The 24,217-nt window shown below is 43.4% G+C and carries 16 protein-coding genes; 5 read left to right on the top strand and 11 right to left on the bottom strand.

Annotated features, from left to right (window positions below):
• Positions 1 to 98: 98 nt before the first annotated feature.
• Positions 99 to 1,850: an ABC transporter ATP-binding protein gene (locus tag NSS82_RS17005; protein WP_038571195.1), complete on the top strand. Its 1,752-nt coding sequence runs from the start codon at positions 99 to 101 to the stop codon at positions 1,848 to 1,850.
• On the top strand, positions 1,850 to 3,610 hold the full coding sequence (locus tag NSS82_RS17000) for an ABC transporter ATP-binding protein (protein WP_076099192.1): 1,761 nt from the start codon (positions 1,850 to 1,852) through the stop codon (positions 3,608 to 3,610). Before NSS82_RS17005 ends, NSS82_RS17000 begins: the two co-directional genes overlap by 1 nt.
• A 94-nt stretch (positions 3,611 to 3,704) precedes the next feature.
• Here the strand turns inward: NSS82_RS17000 and NSS82_RS16995 are convergent, their stop codons facing one another.
• The 11 genes from NSS82_RS16995 to NSS82_RS16945 form a co-directional block, all read right to left on the bottom strand.
• A complete protein-coding gene (locus tag NSS82_RS16995) occupies positions 3,705 to 5,267 on the bottom strand; it encodes an ABC transporter substrate-binding protein (RefSeq protein ID WP_076219240.1) in 1,563 nt (520 codons plus the stop codon).
• Between the two features lie 90 nt (positions 5,268 to 5,357).
• Complete coding sequence (locus tag NSS82_RS16990) at positions 5,358 to 6,293, bottom strand: carbohydrate ABC transporter permease (RefSeq protein ID WP_038571187.1); 936 nt, start codon at positions 6,291 to 6,293, stop codon at positions 5,358 to 5,360.
• Positions 6,294 to 6,306: 13 nt separating this feature from the next.
• Positions 6,307 to 7,266 (bottom strand): ABC transporter permease, encoded by a 960-nt coding sequence (locus tag NSS82_RS16985; protein WP_038574490.1) that lies wholly within the window; start codon positions 7,264 to 7,266, stop codon positions 6,307 to 6,309.
• Between the two features lie 121 nt (positions 7,267 to 7,387).
• Positions 7,388 to 10,738, bottom strand: a complete 3,351-nt coding sequence (locus tag NSS82_RS16980; protein ID WP_076272582.1) for a glycoside hydrolase family 9 protein — start codon at positions 10,736 to 10,738, stop codon at positions 7,388 to 7,390.
• A 227-nt stretch (positions 10,739 to 10,965) separates the two neighbouring features.
• Complete coding sequence (locus NSS82_RS16975; protein ID WP_076105743.1) at positions 10,966 to 12,708, bottom strand: extracellular solute-binding protein; 1,743 nt, start codon at positions 12,706 to 12,708, stop codon at positions 10,966 to 10,968.
• Between the two features lie 8 nt (positions 12,709 to 12,716).
• Positions 12,717 to 14,300: a response regulator gene (locus tag NSS82_RS16970; RefSeq protein WP_076272581.1), complete on the bottom strand. Its 1,584-nt coding sequence runs from the start codon at positions 14,298 to 14,300 to the stop codon at positions 12,717 to 12,719.
• Positions 14,297 to 15,787 carry a sensor histidine kinase gene (locus NSS82_RS16965; RefSeq protein ID WP_326058558.1) on the bottom strand — a complete coding sequence of 497 codons (1,491 nt, stop codon included), beginning with the start codon at positions 15,785 to 15,787 and terminating at the stop codon, positions 14,297 to 14,299. The genes NSS82_RS16970 and NSS82_RS16965 overlap by 4 nt, the downstream gene beginning before the upstream one ends.
• A gap of 394 nt (positions 15,788 to 16,181) precedes the next feature.
• On the bottom strand, positions 16,182 to 17,393 hold the full coding sequence (locus NSS82_RS16960; protein WP_036677213.1) for an FAD-dependent monooxygenase: 1,212 nt from the start codon (positions 17,391 to 17,393) through the stop codon (positions 16,182 to 16,184).
• Positions 17,394 to 17,398: 5 nt separating this feature from the next.
• Entirely contained in the window at positions 17,399 to 18,670 is a 1,272-nt protein-coding gene (locus NSS82_RS16955) for an MFS transporter (protein ID WP_235219394.1), read from the bottom strand.
• Positions 18,660 to 19,223 carry a TetR/AcrR family transcriptional regulator gene (locus NSS82_RS16950; RefSeq protein WP_076272579.1) on the bottom strand — a complete coding sequence of 188 codons (564 nt, stop codon included), beginning with the start codon at positions 19,221 to 19,223 and terminating at the stop codon, positions 18,660 to 18,662. The genes NSS82_RS16955 and NSS82_RS16950 overlap by 11 nt, the downstream gene beginning before the upstream one ends.
• 475 nt (positions 19,224 to 19,698) lie before the next feature.
• Positions 19,699 to 20,277 (bottom strand): TetR/AcrR family transcriptional regulator, encoded by a 579-nt coding sequence (locus NSS82_RS16945; RefSeq protein ID WP_038571167.1) that lies wholly within the window; start codon positions 20,275 to 20,277, stop codon positions 19,699 to 19,701.
• 161 nt (positions 20,278 to 20,438) lie between these two features.
• Between NSS82_RS16945 and NSS82_RS16940 the strand changes: the two genes are divergently transcribed.
• The 3 genes from NSS82_RS16940 to NSS82_RS16930 all read left to right on the top strand — a co-directional run bounded on the left by NSS82_RS16940 (position 20,439) and on the right by NSS82_RS16930 (position 24,145).
• Positions 20,439 to 21,314: a ketopantoate reductase family protein gene (locus NSS82_RS16940; RefSeq protein WP_076105738.1), complete on the top strand. Its 876-nt coding sequence runs from the start codon at positions 20,439 to 20,441 to the stop codon at positions 21,312 to 21,314.
• A gap of 89 nt (positions 21,315 to 21,403) precedes the next feature.
• Positions 21,404 to 22,015: a hypothetical protein gene (locus tag NSS82_RS16935; protein ID WP_076272578.1), complete on the top strand. Its 612-nt coding sequence runs from the start codon at positions 21,404 to 21,406 to the stop codon at positions 22,013 to 22,015.
• A 105-nt stretch (positions 22,016 to 22,120) separates the two neighbouring features.
• Positions 22,121 to 24,145, top strand: a complete 2,025-nt coding sequence (locus NSS82_RS16930) for a hypothetical protein (RefSeq protein ID WP_340960232.1) — start codon at positions 22,121 to 22,123, stop codon at positions 24,143 to 24,145.
• Positions 24,146 to 24,217 lie beyond the last annotated feature (72 nt).

Below are 24,217 nucleotides of genomic sequence, written 5' to 3'. Positions count from 1 at the left end.
TCGTTCTTTCAGGGTTTTTTCATTTTTCAGAAAAGTTAACTTTCAGTTTATCTTCTTTCGTTATCATTTAAGCAACGCCACATAAAGGAGTCAGATGTATGGTAACTATACTTAAGTACTTAAAACCGAAGGAATGGACCCTAATCGGTATCAGCATCCTGTTCATTGTCACACAGGTATGGCTGGATCTGGAATTGCCCGGTTATATGAGCGAGATTACTCGTCTTGTACAGATACCAGGAAGTGAAATGAGCGAAATCATTGCAGCCGGAGGCTGGATGTTGCTCTGTGCCCTCGGCAGTTTAGCCACATCAATCATAGTGGCAGGGATCGCCGCTAAAATTGCCGCTAACTTCTCTTCAAGATTACGCTCCAAATTGTTTGATAAGGTACAGTCTTTTTCTATGGAAGAAATCAACAACTTCTCTACAGCTAGTTTAATTACCCGTTCAACGAATGACATTACACAAGTGCAAATGCTAATTGTCATTGGTCTGCAACTGCTGGTGAAGGCTCCCATCCTTGCCGTTTGGGCAATGCTCAAAATTACAGGCAAGAGTTGGCAGTGGTCGCTTGCTACCGGTGTCGCAATTGGGGTATTGATTCTTATTGTCAGCATAGTGATCGTGCTTGTGCTTCCGAAATTCCAAAAATTGCAGCAACTGACTGATAATCTTAATCGTGTTGCAAGAGAAAATCTTACAGGCCTTCGTGTCATTCGTGCTTATAATGCGGAAAGTTACCAGGAAGATAAATTTAGCGTAGCCAACAGCGAGCTTACCCGAACGAATTTATTTGCCAACAATGTACTGTCCATGATGATGCCAAGTATTTCTCTCATTATGAGCGGTTTAAGTCTCGCAATATATTGGATTGGTGCTATTTTGATTCAAAATGCCAATGGTACGGCGAAGATGGGCTTATTTTCAGATATGATTGTCTTCTCATCCTATGCGATGCAGGTGGTTATGGCATTCATGATGCTGATCATGATTTTTATCTTGATGCCTCGTGCCCATGTATCCGCTAAAAGAATCAATGAAGTGCTGGATACTAAGCCAAGCTTAGAGAACGGATCACTTACTTCCTCTAAGACAAATCGGTTGGGTGAAGTCGAATTCAAAAAAGTCAGCTTTAAATATCCGGATGCAGAAGAATACGTTATTGAGGATATCAGCTTTACGGTGAAAAAAGGAGAAACTGTGGCCTTCATCGGTTCAACCGGATGCGGAAAAAGTACCGTAGTGAACCTGATCCCTCGCTTTTATGATGCTACAGCAGGTGAAGTGTTGGTGGATGGTATTAATGTTAACCAATATGAGCAAACTGCACTGCGCAATAAAATGGGATATGTATCTCAGAAAGCGATTTTGTTTGGCGGCACGGTGAGCTCTAATGTTGCTTTCGGCGACAATGGCAGTGATCTGTCCTCTGATGTTGTAGATGCCATTTACACCTCTCAAGCTTCAGATTTTGTTGAAAAGATGGAAGGAAGCTACGAGGCTCATGTCTCTCAAGGCGGTACGAACTTGTCTGGCGGTCAAAAGCAACGTCTTTCCATTGCCCGAGCCATTGCCCGTCGTCCTGAAATATTGATCTTCGACGATTCCTTCTCAGCACTTGATTATAAGACGGATCGCAAATTGCGTAGTGAATTGAAGAAGAAATCCAGCGGTACGACGATACTAATCGTTGCGCAGCGGATCGGTACAATCAAAGACGCAGATAAAATCATTGTACTGGAAGCCGGACGAATGGCAGGCATGGGAACACATGATGAATTGATGCAGACCTGTGATGTCTACCAAGAGATTGCTTACTCACAACTTTCAAAGGAGGAGCTAGCTTAATGAACAAAAGCAAAGAGCAACTCAACACGTGGAGCAAACTTCTCCACTATTGCAGAAAATATATCCCTGTAGTCCTTATAGCTATTATTAGTGCAGCAATCGGTACGGTTCTGACTTTGCTTGGACCGGATAAGCTTTCGGAGATGACAGACTTGATCACGGCGGGCCTCGTCACCGGAATTGATATGGAAGCAGTAACTTCTATCGGCCTTTTCCTTGTATTTATCTATATCCTTAGCGCTGTGTTATCTTTGGTACAAGGATTAATTATGTCCGCAGTTACGCAAAAGGTCTCCAAAAACTTAAGAGCCGATCTCTCACGCAAAATGAACAAACTTCCGATTTCTTATTATAATAATTCTACAACCGGTGACATTCTGTCCCGGGTTACCAACGATGTGGATACGATCGGGCAAGCTTTAAATCAAAGCGTCGGCACACTGGTAACTGCCCTTGCCCTCTTTACGGGATCCATTATCATGATGTTCAAAACAAATGTGATCATGACTATTACGGCGGTTGTTGCAACTATCATTGGCTTTGGCCTCATAGCGGCAATTATGAAAAAATCCCAAAAATACTTTCAAAGTCAGCAAGAATACTTAGGGAAAATCAATGGCCATGTGGAGGAAGTATATACAGGACATACTGTAGTGAAAGCCTACAATGGTGAATCACAAATGCGCAATACATTTGAATCCCTGAATATGAATCTTAAAGATAGTGCATTTAAAGCGCAGTTCCTCTCCGGTCTTATGATGCCGATTATGATGTTTATAGGCAATCTAGGTTTTGTGGCCGTTTGTGTAGTTGGTGCTGTACTTGCTATGAACGGAACGATATCCTTTGGGGTCATTGTAGCCTTTATACTGTATGTCCGTTACTTTACACAACCGCTCTCTCAGATTGCTCAAGCCGCACAAAGTCTGCAATCGGCTTCCGCAGCAAGCAAACGTGTCTTTGAGTTCCTCGATGCTGATGAAATGGACAATGAAAGTCATAAAGAAAGACATCTTAAAACTGCAGCGGGCAAAGTGGATTTTGAACATGTGCAATTTGCTTATGAAAATTCAGATAAACTTGTGATTAAAGATTTTTCTGCAGGGATTAAGCCTGGGCAAAAAATTGCTATAGTCGGTCCTACCGGCGCAGGTAAAACTACACTGATAAATCTTCTAATACGGTTTAATGAATTAAAGGGCGGAGAGATTTATATTGATGATACCCCCATCAGCAGCTTAACAAGAGAAAACATCCATGATCTATTCTGTATGGTCCTGCAGGACACCTGGCTTTTTGAGGGCACTATCAGGGAGAATCTAGTTTACAACAAAACAAATGTAACCGATAAAGAAGTTGAAGATGCTTGTAAGTCGGTAGGCTTGCATCATTTCATTCAGACCTTAAGTGCCGGTTACAATACCATACTAAATGACAAGGTTAATTTATCCACGGGCCAAAAGCAACAGCTTACCATCGCCCGCGCGATGCTCAAGAATGCTCCAATGCTCATCCTGGATGAAGCTACAAGCTCAGTCGATACAAGAACAGAGCTTTTGATTCAGCAGGCAATGGATAAGCTTATGGAAGGAAGAACCTCCTTTGTGATTGCGCATAGACTCTCAACCATTAAGAACGCCGATGTGATTCTGGTTCTGAAGGAAGGCGATATTCTGGAAAGCGGCAGCCACGAAGAACTACTTGCCAAAAATGGTTTCTATGCGGAGCTTTATAATAGCCAATTTGATCAAGCCTCTTAAATCCTAGTTGAACTGTGAATTATATAGCGAAAGGACCTGCTTATTGTTCAGTATAAGAACAATAAGCAGGTCCTTTGTTCGCTATGAACGCATATTACCTACTGGCAAGGAATTCATCAAGCTGTTTCTGCTTTTCAGCAATGACTTTATCTAGGCCGGCCGATTTTTGGGCGGCGATAAATTTCGGTAATTCTTTGTCCAGATCAACCGAGCCGGTCTCAAGCATCTTCTGATATTCTCTTAGGACGTTTGCTAGTGCTCCAACTTCTGATTTGACTGGCTCACTGTCAAAGGTGAAGCCCAGCGCTGGTGACGATTTGGCCCCTTCGTTGAACTTTTTGAACTGCTCCCACTTGTCCGGAGCTTCCGAGCTCCAGACATAGTTGAGGAACTGATTTCCCAGCTCCCAAGCGACGCCCGGTGCGTACTGTCCTGACTTCTCCGTCTGCGTCATAACATTACCATTAAGTGTAAAATGCGTACCTTCAATACCGAAGTTAAGCAGATTAATAATCTCTTGATCTGTATGAAGCAGGTTAATCAGCATCATGGCGCGTTCCGGGTTCTTAGACGTTGATGAGATGGCTAACATGGCGCCGGTAGTCTCCGATGTGGCGACCGTTTTACCTGTCAAAGTAATTTGTGCAAGCTTGCCATCAAGTCCTGTCGCGGATGCGATTTCCTCTGCTTTGCCTGGCTTGAGAGGCTCTACGGTGGAGAATACGTTGCCCGTCTTATAAGCATCAAGGGATGACGTTTGGGAAGTGGCCGCATCTTTGTTTAGATACCCCTTCTGGAAGAAATCACGGGTTACTTTTAATGCATTTAAGTATTGGGGATACTCTTCGGCCGGTTTGACTGTCGCTTCCGTGCCATTCTTATCGATAGCGCCAGGTATCGTCGTATCACCTAAAAAATCCAATTCCACAAAAGAGTGAGAGGCGAACGTGCCACCCGTTGTATAAAGCGGATACATGGTTGGCTTCTTCTCTTTAACGATCTTATAAACGGCATCTAAATCTTCGATTTTTTGCACTTTACTCATGTCGATGCCGAGTTCATCGGCAATGTCCTTCCGGTACACAATGCCCCCTGACGATGCCAATTCTTTATTAGTAGGGACTGCATAGTTTTTGCCGCCGATTTTGGAACCATCGAGAAAAGCTGGATCCAAGCTATCCTTAATGCCCTGGCCATACTGATCGAGCAAGGGACCGAGATCTAAGTAAGCACCTTTGGCAACGTTCTTTGCATACCCGTTCCATGAGGCTGTAAATAGAATGTCTACGGGCTCTCGAGAAGCGATGATGAGGTTAGTCTTATCATCCCATGCTCCCCAATCGATTGGTGCGATATCTACCGTCGCGTTGATTTTTTCGGTCAAGATCTTGTTCAGCGCTTCCTCGACGATAGCCTCGTCCGCCTGTGGAGCTCCTTCGTAGACCAGCTTTAGCTTGTAGGGTTCCAGCTTCGAGGGCTCATTGGATGTGTTATCGGTGGTTGAATTCGCTGATGAGCTCGGTGCGGCGCTTTCTTTTCCGGCATTATCCGGTGTAGCGTTATTCGAGTTGTTTGAATTGCCGCAAGCCGTAGTGGCTAATGCTGAAATAAGCATTAGTGTGAGAAGCAGTGAAGCCTTGCTTTTCGTATCCTTCATTTTCAAGTAATCCCCCCATAAAATAGAATGATATGCTAAACCATATACTGGTTTTAGCCGTTTCCGTGCCCACGTAAGTGATCGGCAATCTTAGCCTTTAACGGAGCCTACTGTCAGGCCTCTGATAAAGTATTTCTGGAAGAACGGGTAAGCAAATACAATAGGTCCAACACCTACAACCACCATCGCCATACGCACGGTTTCACTTGGGAAGTTAATCATTCCGCCAGCTCGGGTAATTTCAGCCATCGCGTTCGGGTTACTGGATAAGTACTGGATGTTGACCATCATCTTGTAAAGAAAGTACTGCACGGATATATTGTGGTTGTCTGTAATAAACATTAGGCTTAGGAACCAGTCGTTCCAGTATGTCAGTGTTTGGAACAGTGCTACGGTTGCCAGAACCGGCAGAGATAAGGGCAAGACAATTCGGATAAATATCCGTAGCTCCCCTGCCCCATCTATTTTGGCTGACTCCAGCACAGCTTCAGGTACGGTCTCCTTAAAGAAAGTGCGCATGATCAGTACCCAGAATGCGGACATGATCAGCGGCATGATCAGTGCCCAAAGTGTATCTTTTAATTCCAGCATCTGTACGTATACCAAGTACCAAGGGACTAAGCCGCCGGAAATCAGCATCGTTAGAAAAACAAAAAATGTAAAATACTTAGCCTGTGGGAAATTATTTCGGGAAATGGGGTACGCATACAGTGCTATTATGATGACGCTTAGTATCGTGCCGATCACCGTGACAGTTAGTGAGATTCCATAGGAATGAACGATTTGACTGATATCTTTCATTAGGAATCGATAGGCTGCCAGATTGAAATTTTCGGGCATAAATCGATATCCGTGTGTCATAACGGACTGCTCATCGGAGAACGATACCGAAAGAATCAGCAAAAGCGGTAGGATACAGAGCGCCGAATAGATGACGAAGAAGATGTTGATGAGGGTTGACGCCCATCCCGACAGCTGATTCTTTGGATTGGACCCAGATAAGGATTTACTCTTTGTATTGGTCATAAGGGCTCCTCTCTTAGAACAGCGCGTTCTCGCGATTAAAGCGGCGAACGACCCAATTAGATACAAAAACCAAGATGAAACCAACTACTGATTGGAACAGGCCTGCTGCTGAGGAAAGTCCGATATCCCCAACGGTCAGGAAGGTGCGGTAGACATAGGTATCGATAACGTTTGTCACAGGGAACAATGCCCCCGATTCACGCGGCACTTGGAAGAATAGGCCAAAGTCAGCATTGAAGATCCGGCCAACCTGCAGCAAAGTCATAATCGTGAGGACAGGCATGATCAAGGGAATCGTGATTTTCTTGATCTGTTGCCACTTGTTCGCCCCGTCTATCGTCGCGGCTTCGTAGTACTCCTCGTCGATACCAATGATTGCTGCCATGTACACAACCGTGTAGTACCCCATGTTTTTCCACGTGTTAATGATCGGCAAGACGATCGGCCACACTTCTTTCGTGAAGTACCAGCGTACGGAATCAAGACCAAGCGCCGGCAGCAATGTGCCGTTGAAGTATCCTCGCTCGTCGCTCATGAACCCATACACCAAGTACGAGATGACGATCATCGACAGGAAGTATGGCAGGAACATGATCGTTTGGTGTAGCTTCGAGAGGAAGCGGTTCTTCATCTCGTTAAGCATCAAGGCGAACCCTAGTGGAAGCGCCATGTTCAATACAATAAACAGCGAATTATAAAGTAATGTGTTGCGAATGATGATGTACGAATCCTTCGAGGCAAACAGGTATTCGAAATTTTTCATCCCTGTCCAGGGGCTTCCCAGGATTCCGTCCTGGTAATTGATTGTCTTAAAGGCAATAACGATCCCGAACAAAGGGATGTAGTTATTTATTACAAGCAGAACGATTCCCGGCAGCATCATTGCGTAGAACATCCAGTAAGTACGAAGATTCTTCACGATGGAAAAATTACGTACAGTACGTATCGGTTTCCTATTTGTAGGAAGTGGCATAGCTTTCAATAGAGTTGTTGCACTCCTTTCACTGTCTTACACACTCCCCACACCGTTGTTTAGGCGGTAATGGGGAGTTCAGGTTTTCGCTATTGAGCCGTAATGGCAATTGTGACGTTACTTATTGAGGTTCTGTTCCCCACTGAAGAGCGCCTGCGACATAGCCAGTTGTATGACTCCAATCGGTGTAAGTCGAATCGGTCGGATCGAAGGAGTAATCGCCCGTCTGCGTGTAGTTCGTCCAATCGGTCTTGTTCATGCGGATCTGAAGCTCAATGCTGTCTCCATCAGCCAAACTTCCAGCTCCGCTCGTAAAGCCGATTTCCAGATAATGATCAGCTCCTGTCAAAGGAGCCGGCAACTTGACGAAGGCGCCAGTTACGTTGCTACTGCCGACAGTGGACCAATCGCACCAGAAATTCTGGTCCTTCTCCCCATCGATCGTGTAATAATAATGAAGCTTCACGTCGGACAGATTGATGGCAGTTGTACTGGTGTTCTTCAGCTTTATCCGTGGGCTCAACGAATTGCTCGTTGCCGTAACAGGAGAATTGTACTGCTGCACTGTGATAGAACCACTTCCGGTAGAGGGGGTATCGACCACGGAGACCGCAAGATTCGCACTTGCTCCTGTGCTAAAGTTGAAAGTCAGTGTCGTTGTTCCCACCGGTTGGGCAGCCAGATAAGCCTTCTGGATCGTCACTGTCGTGCCTGATACGGTGTAGTCCGTACCAGCAACTAGGGCAGTCGTGCCATTATTAATGCCGATGAGTGTGTTATCGTTCAGCGTCAAGGTCACCGGAATGTCGGTCTGATTCGCGGTTTGCTTGTCAAAGGTAGCGGTCGTCGGACTGATCGTCGAGTTAATAACCGACGAATCGTTCACAGCAACGGATAGCGTAGCAGATGAACCGGCGTTAAACTGGAAAGTGAGGTTCGCCGTGCCGATTGGCTGCTGCGCGAGATAGCTCTTGTGTAGAGTGACCGTGTTACCCGAAACGGTATAGTCCGTGTCCACAACCAGAGATGTCGTACCGTTCTTAATGTCGGTGAGCGTGTTGCCGTTCAACGTTAGGGTCACCGGAATATCAGCTTGATTTGCGGTTTTCTTATCAAAGGCAGCAGTCGTTGGATTAATGGTCGAGTTGCTGCTATTTCCGGTTGCGAATGCGGCGATGAATACCAACCCTGAATTCCAATAAACGGTATGTTCATTTGTAGTCCATTCTTGGAAGTTATCGGTATAGTTTTTGGCTGCAAATCTTGATATCTGGTTTCCTACAGTTATGTCATTGGAGTATTTATTCGGTCCTCCGACCAGATATCCCTTAGGTACACCAGGTAAACCATCCGTTCTATACATGATGCTGAACGGATATTTCACGCTGTTATCGCCGTAACCTGATACAAAAGATACGCCTACCGGGTTCTGCCCCAGAATCCAGTCTAACTGGCTATTGTTAATCTCATTAATGATAGCGCGGTTGCTCTCAAAAGTTCCCAGCAATTTCGTACCGATGATCATTTCCATCGGTGTGTCCGCAACCTGCATGGTGATTCCCCAATAGTAGTTACCATCTTTTATGATGCTTTTCCAAGGGCTGTCGTTGTATCTGCTCACTTTATCATTGAACCATTGCTGGAATTTATCCGAATACCAGCTTAAGACTCCAGAGTCCGGATTAGCGGCTTTCAGATAGCTGAAGAAGCCTGTATTCCAGGTGTTTGCCCAACCACTGGCGAAATCAAGGGTATCGTCAAAAAATATTCCCATATCAGTGTAATTCGCCAGGAAATAATCGTTGTATTCGGCATCGCCGGTTGATCGGTACAGGGAGCCTGCAGCCCACAGACGATTCGAAGCGTCATCCGTCACATCGTAAGGCCATCTGCCCGTGTTAGGCGTCCGAATATTTTCCGGATGTGCTTCCAGGTACCCCCATGCGTCTATTGCCGCATCCAAGCAACTTTGGGCAAAAGCCGGATCAATATTCTGATACATTAAGTAGGCATGTGCCAATACACCGGCTGCGGTAGCTGTATCGGCGGTCGTTTTGATATCAGTACGCGAGCTTACCGTATCCTTATCGATAATTTCTCTGTCTACCATATTGTCGTCATCCTGAAAGGTCACTCGAGCATAGAAACCGCCAGTTGCAGCATCCTGCATTTTGAGCATCCATTCCAGTTCCCATCTTGCCTCATCCAGGATGTCGGGAATGCCGTTTCCGCTCTCAGGAATATTAAATTGATTGTCCGTAAATTTCTCCGGCATCATTTCATAGGCCCAGAAGAGATCCGACAAGGCTTTGGCTCCTGCGTTAACGTACTTGCCTTTATCGCCCGCATCGTACCATCCCTTGGAAACATCTTTTTTGATGGAAGGATTGGACATTAAAGGCACTGCGGTGTCAGGAGTAAAATCTGTTCTTTGATAATTTTGAGTGTATGGGCTGGTAATATTAATCCCGGTTCTCTGGTAATAGAAGTATCTCGTTACGTCATTTAAAAAGGGTTCATAGATTTCGTTAGCTTCGCTGATAGTGAACTTGGGCGAATTCTGAAGACCCTGAACTGAAACATAATATTTTCCCGGAATCGTTAAATTTGTGAAATCGGCGGTAAAAATACGCTCCCCGCTGTCAATAGCATCATAATTCTTGGTGAGTACAAGCGTTCCGGAGTAAGCTGTGGAATTATTTGTGGCGTTAATAACGTTAAACGGAGTACCTGCATCGACCGTGAGCACATCCTCAAAACCGGTTACGAGCGCTTGCTTTACTCCATCTACGGGATAACCTAATTGATTGACCTTGATGGGTGCGTACTCTTTTTCCTTATCGGGAGACGTAACCCTAATGTCATTAAGCCAGACTTTTAAAGGTTGAAAACCATTATTCTTGATGGATAATGCATCTATGGAAGATACATCAATTCCTTGGGAGACCTGAATTAGATCCTTTAACGGGATCTTCACATGGGTCCAACCTGTAGTAATGCTGACGTAGTTGTTAATGTTTACTGTAGTGGTAATTTCATTGCCGGCAGCTCTTTCGAATACCCGGTCTTTGAAGCCCAGTAAAAAGGACTCTCCACCCGCATTTCCTTTGATATTAAACTCAAGGAATCCATTTGGATGATAAGAGGTAAAGTCATACGCTTTCCAGCCGGCAACCGTAATTAAAGCGTTGTACCAGGAAGGACTGGTAGGCGTCTTCGCATTCAACAATAATGAAGGCAATCCATTGTACATTGCTGTAGAATCTATGGGCAGCTTGCTGTTCTCCGTCTCCAATCCAAACCCGCTATCTCCTGCCCAGCCATCGGATATATTACTGAATATTTGGTAATCTAGTAAGTCTCTCCATCCTGCAGGCGCTTCGGGGGTTGCCGCATTAGTCTTGATCGGATTTGAAAAAAAGATAGTCACAAACATAGTTAATGCCAGAAACACGCTTACTTTTTTCCTCATTACCTCTCCTCCTAAAAAGTTTTGTGAGCATAAACTGCTTCGCTCCGCTTCAAACAAAACTCAGTTCGAAAGTTTACACTTAGTTGTGAGAGTTACTCTATGATTAGCTTCGTATACCATCACCTCTTTTTATTGAAAACGCTTTCTAATAAAATCATTTTAATTCAATAAGTTAATCCTGTTATATAGAAGAAATAAAGGAACATAGAAGAAAACAAGCCACAATATTATGGCTTGTTTTCCATGTACCAGTTATTTACTTCTCTCGTGATTACGTCGCCGCCATTCTTGTAAAATTGGGCTACGAACTCATCAAAGTAGGAGAGCGGCTTCTCGCTATAAATGATGCTCAGATAACTCTCCGTTGCGAGTTTCTGCAGGAACACTCCGTGTTTCTCCATCCCGTCCGTTAAAGGTCCGTGGTACCGGTTCGGGATTTCGAGTCCCTGCTCAGCAATCGCCACCCCAGCCGCCGTAAGTTGAGCCGAGTTCAAACCTTTAATGGCTTGTTCGATCGGCGTCGTCACTATGGCTTCCGAATTTTCAGATAATTTTCTGATTGCATCCGCATTCATATAAGGCAAGGCTGGAGCGCCACCTGTTAGCGGATAGAGCATCCAGCGCATATCCATTGAAGACCCGTCCGCAAGCGGCCACTTATCATTCGGCACGCCTTCAGTCGCAAAATTGACAGTAATGACCTTGTCGTTCATGATCACATAATCGTAACCTTCGTGAAACCCTTGTGCGAATCGGGGATCGAAGTACGGATCATCCGGTCCGAAATTTTTGGCAAGCAACTTGTTATAATAAGCGAACCAGGCTTCCATATTCGTGAAATCCTTGCTGAACACCGTATAGATACCGTACAACGGCTTTTGTGCCTTGCCCTTTAACCCATCCGGTCCGGCAGGAAGGGAATAAGCCTCCCAATCCGCTTCCGGGTCGACCTTCACTGTATCGCCGAGCGGCCAGGCTCCCATCCAAAACGGGCCGAACATGACACCAGCCATTCCGTTAACCGCCAGTTCGGACGCTTGGCTCGGGTCCTGCATGCCTGCATCCCTGTCCATGTAGCCCTTCGCCATCCAGGACGCCATCGTTTCCAGGTATTTCTTAGCATCCGGATGTACGGCGCCAAACATCAAGCTGCCCTTCTCGTCCTCATTCCAGAACAGTTTGATGTCAGACGTGCTAATCATCTGCCTTGAAAAAGCTCCGGCGATCGCATCTGTCTGCCCCATCCAGCTCCAGGGACCTTCCTTTAGCGGAACCGCCAGACCAACTTCGTCATCTTCACCATTCCCATTAGGATCTTGTTCAGAAAATGCCTTCAGCACGTTCTCCAACTCACTTATCGTCGTAGGCGGGTTCAGCGACAGTTTCTCAAGCCAATCCTTACGGATCCACATGACCGTTCCCTCATCTCCTGCACTAAAACGGGGAAGTCCATATATCTTGCCGTCTTTGGTCACTTCTGCCATAGTATAAGCGTACTTCTCGAGCGCTTCTTTTAGCTTAGGATGCGCATACTTCTCGATGGCATCATCCAGCGGAAGCAGCTTGTCGGCTTTCAGCAGATACTTCAGGATGTCTCCTTCAGCGCTAAGGGTGTCCGGCAGCTTGCCATTCACAGCCAGCGCCAGCCGAATTTTGGTATCTGCATCCTCGAACTTGCTGACAATCCAATCAAACTTCGTGACGATTCCCAGATTATCTTCCATCCAGCGGGTGTGCACGTTGTCTGTAAGGCTCTCATCTGGCTTGAATGCGTTAGGCCGATTCTCGTCCACGATTCCTGTTGTGATCGTTATAGGCGGATCGTATTTAAAGTCCCATACCGGCTTCGTTTCCCCATTGGATGTACTGTTCTGTGCCGTTTTCCCTGTGTTACTTAAACAGCCGGAAACTAGCAGTACTCCGCTCAGAACTGCCCATAGAAATCTGGCCTTTCTTTTTTGCTTCTTCACCGGCCCAATCACTCCATTCCCGATCGGTATCTATCCCTGAATTCCTGCGGCGTCACCTGATAATAGTCACGGAATTTCCGAATAAACCAGTTGGTATTGGGATAGCCAATACTTTCACCAATATGGTAGATTTTATTATTTGTATGCTTGAGCACCTCGCAGGCTTTGAGCATACGCTGCTCGTAAATATATTGGGATACGGTAGTGCCTGTACACTGCTTAAAGATTTTTGACAGATGGTTAGGATGTACGAAGACGCGTTTGGCCAGCAAAGTAAGTGACAAGTCCTTGTCCAGCTCTTTCTGGATGTAGAGTTGCGTCTTCCGGACGATCACCTGGCTGTGGTCCTCGGTCTCCTCCCCTAGCTTATCGCGAAGTGTGCGTAGTAAGTCGAGCGCCCAGCTTTCCAGCTGCGACGCGTGCAGCATCGCTTTTCCTTTAACGAAAGCCGATTGCTCAGGAGTGAGCATTTGGGCCAGCGTCCTGCCGCTGCGATTCGCGATATACTGGAAGGCATTGGAGAGAAAGAAAAAGACATCGCGCATGAGGTAAGGCGAACCCGTATGCATTAGCGGTGATACAAACGCTCGGATCTTAGCTTCCGCCGCTTCCCATTGCTCCGTTTCCAAAAGATGTGTCAGCAGAGGCGTTTCATAGAGCTTGCGCATAAGACGCGCTTCCTCTTCATTCTGCTCGGGCACCTGCCCACCCGAAAAACCGTCACTATCTAATCGCGATTTAGCTGTCATATAACTAGCTTGCAGTCCTTCCGGGAATAGACAGTCGGTTTCCCCTACAGAAATTTTACCTTTAAGCAAACTCTGTACTTCTTGCTTTAATCGCTCTATCCGCTCAAGCACCCATTCCGGATCGGGTGGTGCTCCTGACAGGTCGTATACCAGAGCGAGCAGGTTTCCTTCATCATCCGCCGCCGACCAGCAGTCATAGCGGTCCATCAGCAATTCTTCCAGCATGTTTGTTACCGCGAACCGGATCAGTGACTGCGAATAGAGGTCTTGTCCATCGAAGGGGGAACCCAATCGGACCAGGCACATCGAGACATGACCTGGTATCGGAAGAGGGAGGTCAAACAGCTTTAACTTCTCTGCAAGCGCCTTGCTATTCAGATTTCCGCTGAGCACTTTGAGCAACAACCCTGCTTTCAGTTCTGCACTATTGTCTCGGTAGATACGGAAGCCCTGTTCGATTGATCGCTCCTGCTCAAGCTGCTTAATGATCCGGCCCATTGCCTTAAGTAGCTGCTCGTCCTTCGCGGGCTTCATCAGGTAATCGAGCGCTTGCAGCTCAATCGCTTTTCGGGCGTAATCGAAGTCCGCATAACCTGTGAGCAGCAGGCACTTCAGCCCTGGAATACGAAGCCTGGCCTGTTCGATCAGTTCCAGGCCGTTCATGCGGGGCATACGGATATCCGTCATAAGGATGTCAATGGGGAAGGTGTCTATCAGAGCAAGTGCCTCGCTCGCGCTGTAAGCCTTCCAAACGCGGGAGATACCAAGTGTCGCCCATGGAATTGTATCTGCCAGACTGTCCGCATAATGTTTCTCGTCATCAACTACAAGCAGGCTATTCATTGCTCTTCCTCCTTCGTTTCGTCTTTCATCCCAAGTCTCCAAATCAGCCTCACGTTTAGCCCCCCCAGTCTGGACGGGCAAAACTCAATTTGAGCGTCTGAACCGAAGTTGCCTTGCAGTCTTTGATATACGTTCCAAAGACCGCAGCCTGCATATTCACTGGCCGGAATATGAAGCTCCATTTGCAGTTGGTCCATCCGTTCTTTATTTAATCCTTTTCCGTTATCCTCCAATTCCAAGTGCAATTGATCTTCATTGACGTAAACTCTAATTTCAACCCGGCCTGGATATTCGACGTTCTCAAGTCCATGCACGATCGCATTCTCCACGATCGGTTGGATAAGAAGCCGGGGAATTCGCAGCTCCGCCAACTCTTCAGGCAGTTCGATGCTGTAGGACAGCGTCTCATTGCGAAGCCGAAGAATCTCGAGGTGAATGCGCACGAACGCCAGTTCTTCCCCCAGGCTGACTCCTTGATTATCCATTCGCGTCGTATACCGGTAATAGTCGGCCAGATGATACGCCATGTCTATGACAGCCCGATTCTTTCCCATCTTGGTCATATTAATGATGAAACCTAAACAATTGTACAGAAAATGAGGATGAATCTGTGCTTGTAGCTGTTTTAGCGTAGCATCGCGCGCAAGGATACGCGATTGTAGGACATTCTCGATGAGATCTTGGATCTGCGTCGCCATCTCGTTAAAGTTCTGCATCAGGAACGTGAATTCATTGTTTGATTTCTTCGGCAGGCGGTAGGCGTAATCGCCTTCCTTAATCCGCTGCACCGCACGCACAAGTTGAAAGATAGGCCGATGTACGTTCCAGTACAAGGCAGACGCGGCGGTAATACAGGATAGGAGCAAAATAATCGAAGAAGCTCCAAACAATAACCGCTGTTGCTTGATAGGTCCGATAATCTGGTTAAGTGGAACAGAATCGACGAGATGCCACTCAAGAATATTGGAATAATAATAGGTAATCAGATAAGGCCTGCCGTCGAAGGAATGAATTAAAAAACTTGAATCCCGGATATTGATCCTGTCGCCTAATTCCGCGATAATTTGGTCCATCTTGGGCCCATCTGCGGATCGGCTGGCGATGATGGCATGTCCTTCTTTGTAAAAAAACGGGTTGTCAGAGTGACCAGATTTGTAGGTATCAAGCAAATTTTCGAAGCTCCACTTGTAGAGGTTAATGCGAACGGCAACATCCAGATCGTCCGTACGGGCTGGTTTGTAACCCGTAGTGACATAAGTTCGAGTAAACCCGGAGCCAATCTCCAAATCTTCGCTGTAGCTCCACCCTAGCGAAAATCGGCTTTCAAACTCTTGAAGGTCATATTCATAGGAGGGGGAAGAAGAAATACTATCGTCTCGTTGCGGGAAATAGACGGTCACGTCATTGCGCCAGTTGCCCGATGCGCTGGCCAGCGACAGCTTCTCTTGGATCAGCAGCCTTGTTTTCATTAGGGAATAATCGCTCACGTTGAGGTTGTAAAGGTACTCCAGCACGTTCGTGTCAACGAGCATAGGTGCGGAGACTAAGTCGAACTTCTCAATGCTGGCATCCAGTTGTGCCACGAAAAGCTCCATCCGGTTCAGGCTGGCTTTGATAAGCTCCTCCTGTATGACGTTGATGCTCTTAGAGGTAGAATAATAGTACAGCGCCACAACCGGAGTTAGCAAAATCAGCAATAACACTAACATTTTCTGAAAAATATTAAATTTGATCCGCATGGGATTTCCATCCTTGTTTTGTAATTACACCTCAACCTGTATTTTACAATGGATAGAAAGCGTTTTCTATACAAATTCTTTGCGTTTCAACAAATTAAAATAACCTCATTCCCAATGAACTCTACTTAGGAATGAGGCTTCGTTAAAATTTAAAGGCATTATCAACCGTTATTTTAGGACTCCCCAAAAAGAATCTCCGCATTAAATATCTAGCGATCCTGCTATTTCCCATCAGTTTCATGCACGCTAGCGAGAAGTTTTTAATCCCTTTAGGGGATTTAACGATCATGCTGATTATCAACTGTTGAGCAAAATGCACAAAACGAATTTCCCGATTACGAATGGGCTGCAAACGATCTAAACGCTTGTATTCATGATTTGGCTCTAATTTTGATGCAACAATAAGTTCAGCTGTGACCAGCGCTGTTTCAAAAGCCAAGGACAATCCGATAGCTCCGAGTGGAGAAGAACAATGTGCAGCATCACCGATTAGAATACAACCCTTATCATGCCAATTGTCCACCATAAAAGTCTCTGATTGGATAGAAACGAACGATTTGAAATCACTGATTTTTTCAATGTCTTCTTCAAGCTCAGGAAAGGCCTTTATGAATTCAAGCTTTAATGGTTCGATGCCTTTTCTTTTTATGGTATTCCATTGGTCTTTCTTCATTGTAAAACCTATTTGCACACAATCAGAGGAATAAGGAAGCCCTATGAAGTTACTAAAATCAGACAATCTGAAAAGGAGTTTTTGATTTAGCTTGAACTCATTAGTCGATATTTTGCACCAGATTAAATCAAAATCTTCTTTTTTATACTTAAAAGAAAAATCGCTAGTCTTCCTAACCGTGGACATCCGTCCATCCGCTCCGACTACTAAAGAAGCATGGATCTCAGTCATTTGTCCATCTACTAAGGCGTTTACCCCGACTGTTCGATTTGTACTTTTAATAGTTGAAGTGACCTTAGCGTTAAAAATGAGCTCAAAATTAGTATAATCCTTTGCTAGATCGTAAAGAAAAGTTAACAGGACGGATTGTTTTATTTTAATTGCGTAAGGTGCCTCCGGCATTTCTTTTTCATAATCAATTTGAGTGATATATTTCTTATTATTCCATATTTCGGCATTAAATAATTTTATATGCTCATACTTTTCAAGACACTGTTCCAGGTTCAGCTCTTTCATGAGCCTTACAAATCGAGGCTGGAGAACTTCTCCTCTAAACTTGCGATTAAAGCTTGTTTGACTTTCCAGTACGGTAACTCTAATTCCGTTTTTGGCTAACAGCAGCCCTAGAAAGAGGCCAGAAGGTCCACCACCAACAATGCAAATCTCCGTTTCTTTAATCATTCCTATCACTCTGTGGGTAAAGAAGCAGCCCGTTCATTTTTTACTGCGGGTTCCCTAGCCGATAATCTAAGAAAAAGAGAGATTAAAAAACCTAATAAAAGAATAGAACCTAATATAGTAAAGGATAACGAATAATTTTCTGTTTTTAATAATTTCAAAGCTAATATCGGGCCTGTGCTAGCGCCTAGGAATAGAATAAATGCATTGAATGAAATAGCAGACCCTCTTGCATTTCCCCCTAATTGACTGACAATTGAGATGATAACGGGAGTTACCAGCGCGATACCAGCCACAAATACAACGCTCATTAGGACAAGAAGTGGCAGGTTCGTGCTAAAACCTAGAGCAAGCAACCCAATTGCAGCTAAAGCTAAGCCTCCCCTTAGAACAGCAGCCATTCCAAGTTTTTGAGCAATTCTTCCGGAAAAGGGTGCTAAAAGCATCCCCGCGATTCCAAATGCACGAATATAAAGGATATCCTGTGAGGAAAGTCCAAACTTAGCTGAGCTTAAATAACTTCCCAAAACGGTGTACATGCCAACTAAAGTTAATAGGAGCATAAAGGTTATCGCAAAAGCCAAAAGCAATTGTGATTGTTTTAGCAGAATTGTCATTTGTTTAAACTTCCGCAGAACATTTTCTTTCGGTCTTAGCATTTCATCTTTAGGAAGGAACCTTATTACAATCACTGAAGTAATACCATACACAATCCCCAAAATAAAGAAAATAGCACGCCAGCCAAGAGCTTCGTTAACAATCCCACTAAAAACCTGGCCTACTATGCCTGCCATTAACAGTCCTGAGCTTATAAATCCAACGGCTGTTAATCTTTTATGAGGCGGGAACATTTCCCCTGCATACACTAGCGCAATAGGTGCAAAAGCAGCAGCCACTAGGCCTTGCACTCCTCTGAGCATAATAAGCCCGTAAAAACTATCCACAAATCCTAGCGCAAGCGTAACTACGGTTAACCCAATAATGCTGGCTACTAAAAATACTTTACGTCCATATCTGTCTGAGAAAGGTCCATACAAAAGACAGCCCAGAGCATAACAAAGAGAAAATGAACTCCCAATCCAAGCCGCCTCACTCGTGCTAATTTGAAAGGCATGTGAAAATACTTCGGATAATGGAATTGTAATATACATGCTAGTTAAAATAACTAATCCACACCAAAATAAAATAATCGTCATTAATGAATAGTTCTTATTGTAATTCTGAACGTCTATCGTCTGATTCATAAAGTGAATATCCCCCGGTTTACTATTAATTTGCAACAGTGATGCCTTCCAAGACATGGATCAACAAATCCTTTATGTAATCCGCATCCGGAATTTTTTTATAGATGAGAATTTGAAAGTAAATGGGACCATAAAGCAGATCTAAAGTTATATCCAGGTTAATTGTTGACTTCAATTCTCCCTTATCTATGGCTGCTTGGAGTAATTGTTTGGCATCATTTCTTTTAGTCATTAAAAACAATACGTAAAAATCTTTTGCGATTTCTTCGCTCTCTGTAACTATAGTTAAAGTGGATTTCCCGATTTTGCTATTGAGGATACGAGCTAAAGCTTCAAGCTGTTGTTTAAAGTTAACCTCAATGGATTTATTGCTATCAAATTCAAACTCTGATTCTACGGTCATTAGAAAAACGTCCAATACAAGACGTGCTTTATTTTCCCACCATCTATAGATGGTTGTTTTACCTACTCCAGCTTGTGCTGCAATCGCCTCAATCGTTAATGATGAATAACTGTTGGATTCTAACATTTCAATGGTTGCAGTAAGAATCTCCTTTTTACTTCGAGGTTCTTTGTTTTTCCCTTTCATATTCATTTCACCTCCTAGATGTTATTTATTAAAAGTATGCAATTATAGAACGATACGTATCGTTTCATTTGTTACATTATCTTATATCATTTTCATCAAATTTAAAATAGCTAATTTGAGAATTATTATTTTCTGGATTTAGGCATGCGTTAGATGACTAAACATAACTTGTGCATACAAAAACTAACGCTTCGGAATGGTCCGAAGCGTTAGTTTTTGTGGATATTTGCAATTTAGGATTTGATGACTAGTTTATCAACTATAAACATAATTAAAATAATAACAACAATAATTACGATAATTATACCTACTGGTGATTCGAAAAAAATGAGCATGAAATAAAGTAATATCGTCTCCCAAAATGACCAGTCAAAATCAACCATAGGTTCCACCTTTCTGATAATCTTGGCGAAGTGATTAAACCTTCCTGTTCGTGGGACTTGTCCCGAGTGTTATGCTTGTAAGCGTTCCTATTCTATCTTATCAAGAGTCCCAGGCCACTCATTACATAAGGACGAACAATGTCCACAAGTAAATCGGTCTGATCAGCCTCCCCCTCAATTAACCAAGTAAATGCAGCGCCATAGATCGCTGAACCTGTCATTGCTGAAATGATCTTTGTATGTTGGCGGTCTGCGATATCATAATTAATCCCTTTCAAAAATATGTTTTCAATGATTTGCTGCAGCATATTTTTTACTTTCTCATCCACCAGCTTAGCAATAGATTTGGAATCCATTCTGCATTTCTGATAAAAATCAACGATGTACTGATGAGTCAACAAGATCAACTGGTTACATATTTCATCTGAAAACTCCCGTGCATTCATTACTTGTTCAGGAATCATCTGATGAAAAGAATGTTCTGTAAATTCATCGAGTAAAGCATATTTATCTTCATAATGGGCATAAAAAGTAGCCCGGTTTATCGTAGCTTTCTGTGAGATATCTTTTATTGTCATTGAATCAAATCCTTTAGTCTGTAAAAGATTTCTGAAAGCTTCTCTTATTAACAGGCGAGTCCGTATTACTCTCGGATCTTCTTGATGTACCATCTGAGTCTCCCCTTTCTAAAACATCAATTATCGGAATGTGTTGTCTATGCAACTCTTTTCTTACAATGACGGTTGTAAGCATAATCTTGTCATACTATTATCTTATCAAACAGATGTTGCTTAAACAATCAGTGACTAGTTAGTCGGAAGGAATGATAATAGTGAACATAAAACAAAATAGACTTCTAATATTTGGCGCTGGCGTAATTGGCAGTTTATACGCTCTTAGATTTGCACAATCGGGGTTTGACGTCACTTTACTGGCTCGAGGAAAAAGGCTGGATGAACTTAAGCGGAAGGGTTTGAGATACAACGACAACGGTACGATAAAGCAACTATCCATTAAGACGGTCGAAAAGCTTGCAGATGATGACATCTATGATTTTATCTTTGTTCCTGTACGATATGATCAGGCAGAATCTGCCCTGTCTGCGATCAAAAATAATCAGAGCAAAACAATAATTACACTGACCAACACTATTGGTTATAATTCCTGGCTTGAAATCGTGGGTGATCGGTTACTTCCAGGATTCCCTGGTGCAGGTGGAGACATTAAAGAGGATATTTTATACGCTCAATTTGGTTCCAAAACTTATTTTGGTGAAATAAATGGACAAACGACCGAAAGAGTTAAGGAGCTTGCTTTGATATTCGAAACAGCTGAAATGCAGTATGAAATACAAAAAGATATTCAAGCATTTCATGTTTCCCATGCTGCACTCGCTGCAGTCAACAAGCATTTTTATACGAATGAAGGAATGGTAGATATTGAGACAGCAATAAGCGAAAGCATTCTTAGCAAAGTAGCTACAGATATCAAACAAAATCTTTACTTGGTAGAGCAAGCTGGAATCTCTGTAATCCCGACTGAAACGAAGTCAATGGGAGAACTGATGGAAGAAGAGATTATATCCCGGTATCGGCAGATGCTGAGTGATGAGTTTATCATTGATGTTAAGTTTGGAAACCAAGCTGTCAGCAGAAAAGCAGAAATAATATTATTGGATGAAATGTTTCATGAGAAGTTTTCGATTTAATCCAAGCAAATTTTTTCCATAAAAGTTATCAAATGAGTTCATACCCCATATTACTTAATACTAAAACAATGTAATATGGAGGTGTTAGATTGCCACTGAATCAAGATCAGCAGATCTTTCAACAAAGCACAACAACTCAAAGCTGGGGAAATATCCAGGGACAGACCTTAGTTGCAGGCCAGGGTAGCTTGAGAAGAGGAATGAACTATAAGTTAGGCGCTCAGGCTATGGCACAAATCAATAATTTATTAAATAAATGGGCTGAATTAAAAATATTGGGGAGTGCCGAAGTTTCGCTTCTTCTCCAAGTACAGATACAAACGCCCCTGGATCTATTCGACGAAGCCGGGCTAGCTGGTCGACTTCAAGCCGTTCTTAAAGCGGCGGTAGCGGCTGGATTAAGCATGAATATGACAGTTAAAGAGTTATTGAAAATCCTGAAGAATAAACCGTCAGGAAATGGTTTATCCGGTGAATTGATTGAGCTATTGTTAGAAGAATCAAAGCTCGAAGGTTATTTGTACGCCCAATTTGCGGTTGGTTTTATGGCGTATGCCAATTTTGTTATGCTTGGTAATTTACATAAGACAGCTACTCTAGGGGAATCTGGATTCCAATTTGTCTATGAGGCGGGAATGGGATTTATTGCGGGGGGTGGCTATAGAGGTGGCATCAATTTTAAATTCCCCGATCCTGCATAACTGGTCAATCGTTATGGGGACCGCTTAATTGAGGGCATTGTTAATAAAGCTATTGACACACAGCAGGAACAAGCATTAATGCTCGGTACTATGCTAAGGATAGGAGTGAAATCAGCCTATGAGGTCAGTAGACAATTAAATGAAGGTACCGGGAGCAATAACGAAAAACTAGCGCAAACCGTTCTTACATTTATTGGCGGACAGTTCCAATCGTTGTTCTTCTTGACTATGAATGTGTTCTTTAAGGAAGAGATCCTTCGTTTAATTGGCCTTGCTTCTTTACCAGCTGAACAAACCTCAGAAGTCATTCAAACCCTGAAAGGTTTTAATTCTTTTCAGTTAGTGCCGGATAACCATGAAATTTTTGTTCGTTTAGACTCATTATCAGCATTAATTCAAAACGAGCAGCTTAAGAAGGAGTTTGTCAGAAGTATTTCTGCTTTGTGGGTATCAGCTTTGTTGCTCCCCCTTGCAGTGCAAGCGGCAGATAAAGCAACCATGCCTACTTTTACGGCACAATTGTCTTACCAACCTCCTCCCGCTGTCAAAAGTGCAATTAATACAGATTTGAACCGTCCGTCTGACACAAATTTGAACCAGGGGGATCTTCTATCATTTCTACTTGATAAACCTTTGACGCTTACCATACAACATGTAGATAGCGTTCGGGAGATAGCAGCAATTCTCAAACCTGCCGTTTCAGGAACGGCCCAAGATGCAATGAAGTTCTTATTTAGTCCCTCATTTCCTTCGACTACAGGGGAAAACTCTTTTAGATCAACACTTGGAGCCATAAATCAAGCTTTCGATCATTACGTGGATACGGAAATAAGTGCTAGAAAAACTGCAATCTCGAACACTTTGGCTGGCGAGGAAGAGATTAAGATTCTATTTGAGCAAGCCCTGATTCCCTGCATACAACTGACTTCTGATGTTCTAATTCCAGAGATCGTTAATGGATTTCAAAATTTTGACATAAAAACTATGCAAGAAGCATTATCCAGCGTATTACTCACAATGCTTGGAAGAAGCGTTATTCATGTCATGGACGGAATTCAGACTTCAGTTAATAAACAAATCGAGGGTCTTCTTCGCGAAGCTGCTGGTCAGGCTGCAAATGTTCTTGGACCACTTGGAGCTCAAGATATTTTAAAGAAACCGTTGGAGGCAGCTGTTAAAATTATTGCGGAAATGGTAGCGCCTTTGACACCTGAAGCACAAGAACAACTTTTTGAGAATGCTCTAAACATATTTACTCCAATAAAAGGTAACGCCGTGGACTTCGCCAACCATTTGCAAAGCGATCCGATGTGGATGCCTCAAATGGCTGAAATAGAAGCAATAGCCAAAATTTTGATAAATCATTTAACTGATCATATGATTCAATTCGCTCTAAAACTGATTCCAGCGTTGTTTCAAGCCTTGATCGATGAGCTCCTGGCCATAATCGAACACTGGCTAAATGTAATAGCCAAGATATTAAATACTATTACCGATTTCATAACTAAGTTAATGCAAGAAAAATTAATGAAAGAACTGATTGAACCTGTAATGGAAATCGCTGAAAAAGCCGCTGACGTATTAACGTTTAACATTTTTTCTCTAATCGGTGCCGGTAAAGTAAAAGATGAATTTTTCAAAGGGTTAAGAGGAGCAGTCGAAGCTATAATTCAAGAAGCAATCATCCCTCCTGTTGTTATGACAGTGAAAGAAATCAAGTTCAATCCTCGTAAGCTCGTGGATCTTTGCCGAGACGTTTCCGACTTTACTTTTACTAAATTTTCTGAGATTTTTAACGATTATATTTTTGGGGAGATCCAGAATCAACTTGAAAAAGGTTTAAATATGAAAAATTTCAAATTGGATATTAAAGTGCCCGTTTCTTTTTCGATTGACTTACCATGGCCTTTAGGGTCACAATCCTTATCTTATACGTTTAGACTTACAGATGTCCTCATTCCGTCATCAATCGTTTTGGACATTGTAATGAATTTAATACGTAACAATCTAAAATTAGGAGGAACATCGGAGTATCTTTTCCAAATGGTTGTAACAACTATCGATAATTTCAAAAAAGTAGATCAATATAAATTGGATATGGCAGATGCTTTGAAAAAGTATAGTAATTAAAGGAATATCTTTTAATTTTTCAACTTCGAAATGCTGCCTAATTGAAACCTTCTTCGCATTGTTGTATCTTTC

It is taken from the genome of Paenibacillus sp. FSL H7-0735, from assembly GCF_038008505.1.
GTDB lineage: Bacteria > Bacillota > Bacilli > Paenibacillales > Paenibacillaceae > Paenibacillus_AQ > Paenibacillus_AQ odorifer.
The sequence above is the reverse complement of the archived record's forward strand: the minus strand, read 5'-3'. Positions and strand labels throughout refer to the sequence as shown.

Excerpts from the sequence above, each read along its gene's own strand:
- NSS82_RS17005 (WP_038571195.1), top strand. The coding sequence starts at position 99 with ATGGTAACTATACTTAAGTACTTAAAACCGAAGGAATGGACCCTAATC.
- NSS82_RS17000 (WP_076099192.1), top strand. The coding sequence starts at position 1,850 with ATGAACAAAAGCAAAGAGCAACTCAACACGTGGAGCAAACTTCTCCAC.
- NSS82_RS16995 (WP_076219240.1), bottom strand. The coding sequence starts at position 5,267 with ATGAAGGATACGAAAAGCAAGGCTTCACTGCTTCTCACACTAATGCTT.
- NSS82_RS16990 (WP_038571187.1), bottom strand. The coding sequence starts at position 6,293 with ATGACCAATACAAAGAGTAAATCCTTATCTGGGTCCAATCCAAAGAAT.
- NSS82_RS16985 (WP_038574490.1), bottom strand. The coding sequence starts at position 7,266 with ATGCCACTTCCTACAAATAGGAAACCGATACGTACTGTACGTAATTTT.
- NSS82_RS16980 (WP_076272582.1), bottom strand. The coding sequence starts at position 10,738 with ATGAGGAAAAAAGTAAGCGTGTTTCTGGCATTAACTATGTTTGTGACT.
- NSS82_RS16970 (WP_076272581.1), bottom strand. The coding sequence starts at position 14,300 with ATGAATAGCCTGCTTGTAGTTGATGACGAGAAACATTATGCGGACAGT.
- NSS82_RS16960 (WP_036677213.1), bottom strand. The coding sequence starts at position 17,393 with ATGATTAAAGAAACGGAGATTTGCATTGTTGGTGGTGGACCTTCTGGC.
- NSS82_RS16950 (WP_076272579.1), bottom strand. The coding sequence starts at position 19,223 with ATGAAAGGGAAAAACAAAGAACCTCGAAGTAAAAAGGAGATTCTTACT.
- NSS82_RS16945 (WP_038571167.1), bottom strand. The coding sequence starts at position 20,277 with ATGGTACATCAAGAAGATCCGAGAGTAATACGGACTCGCCTGTTAATA.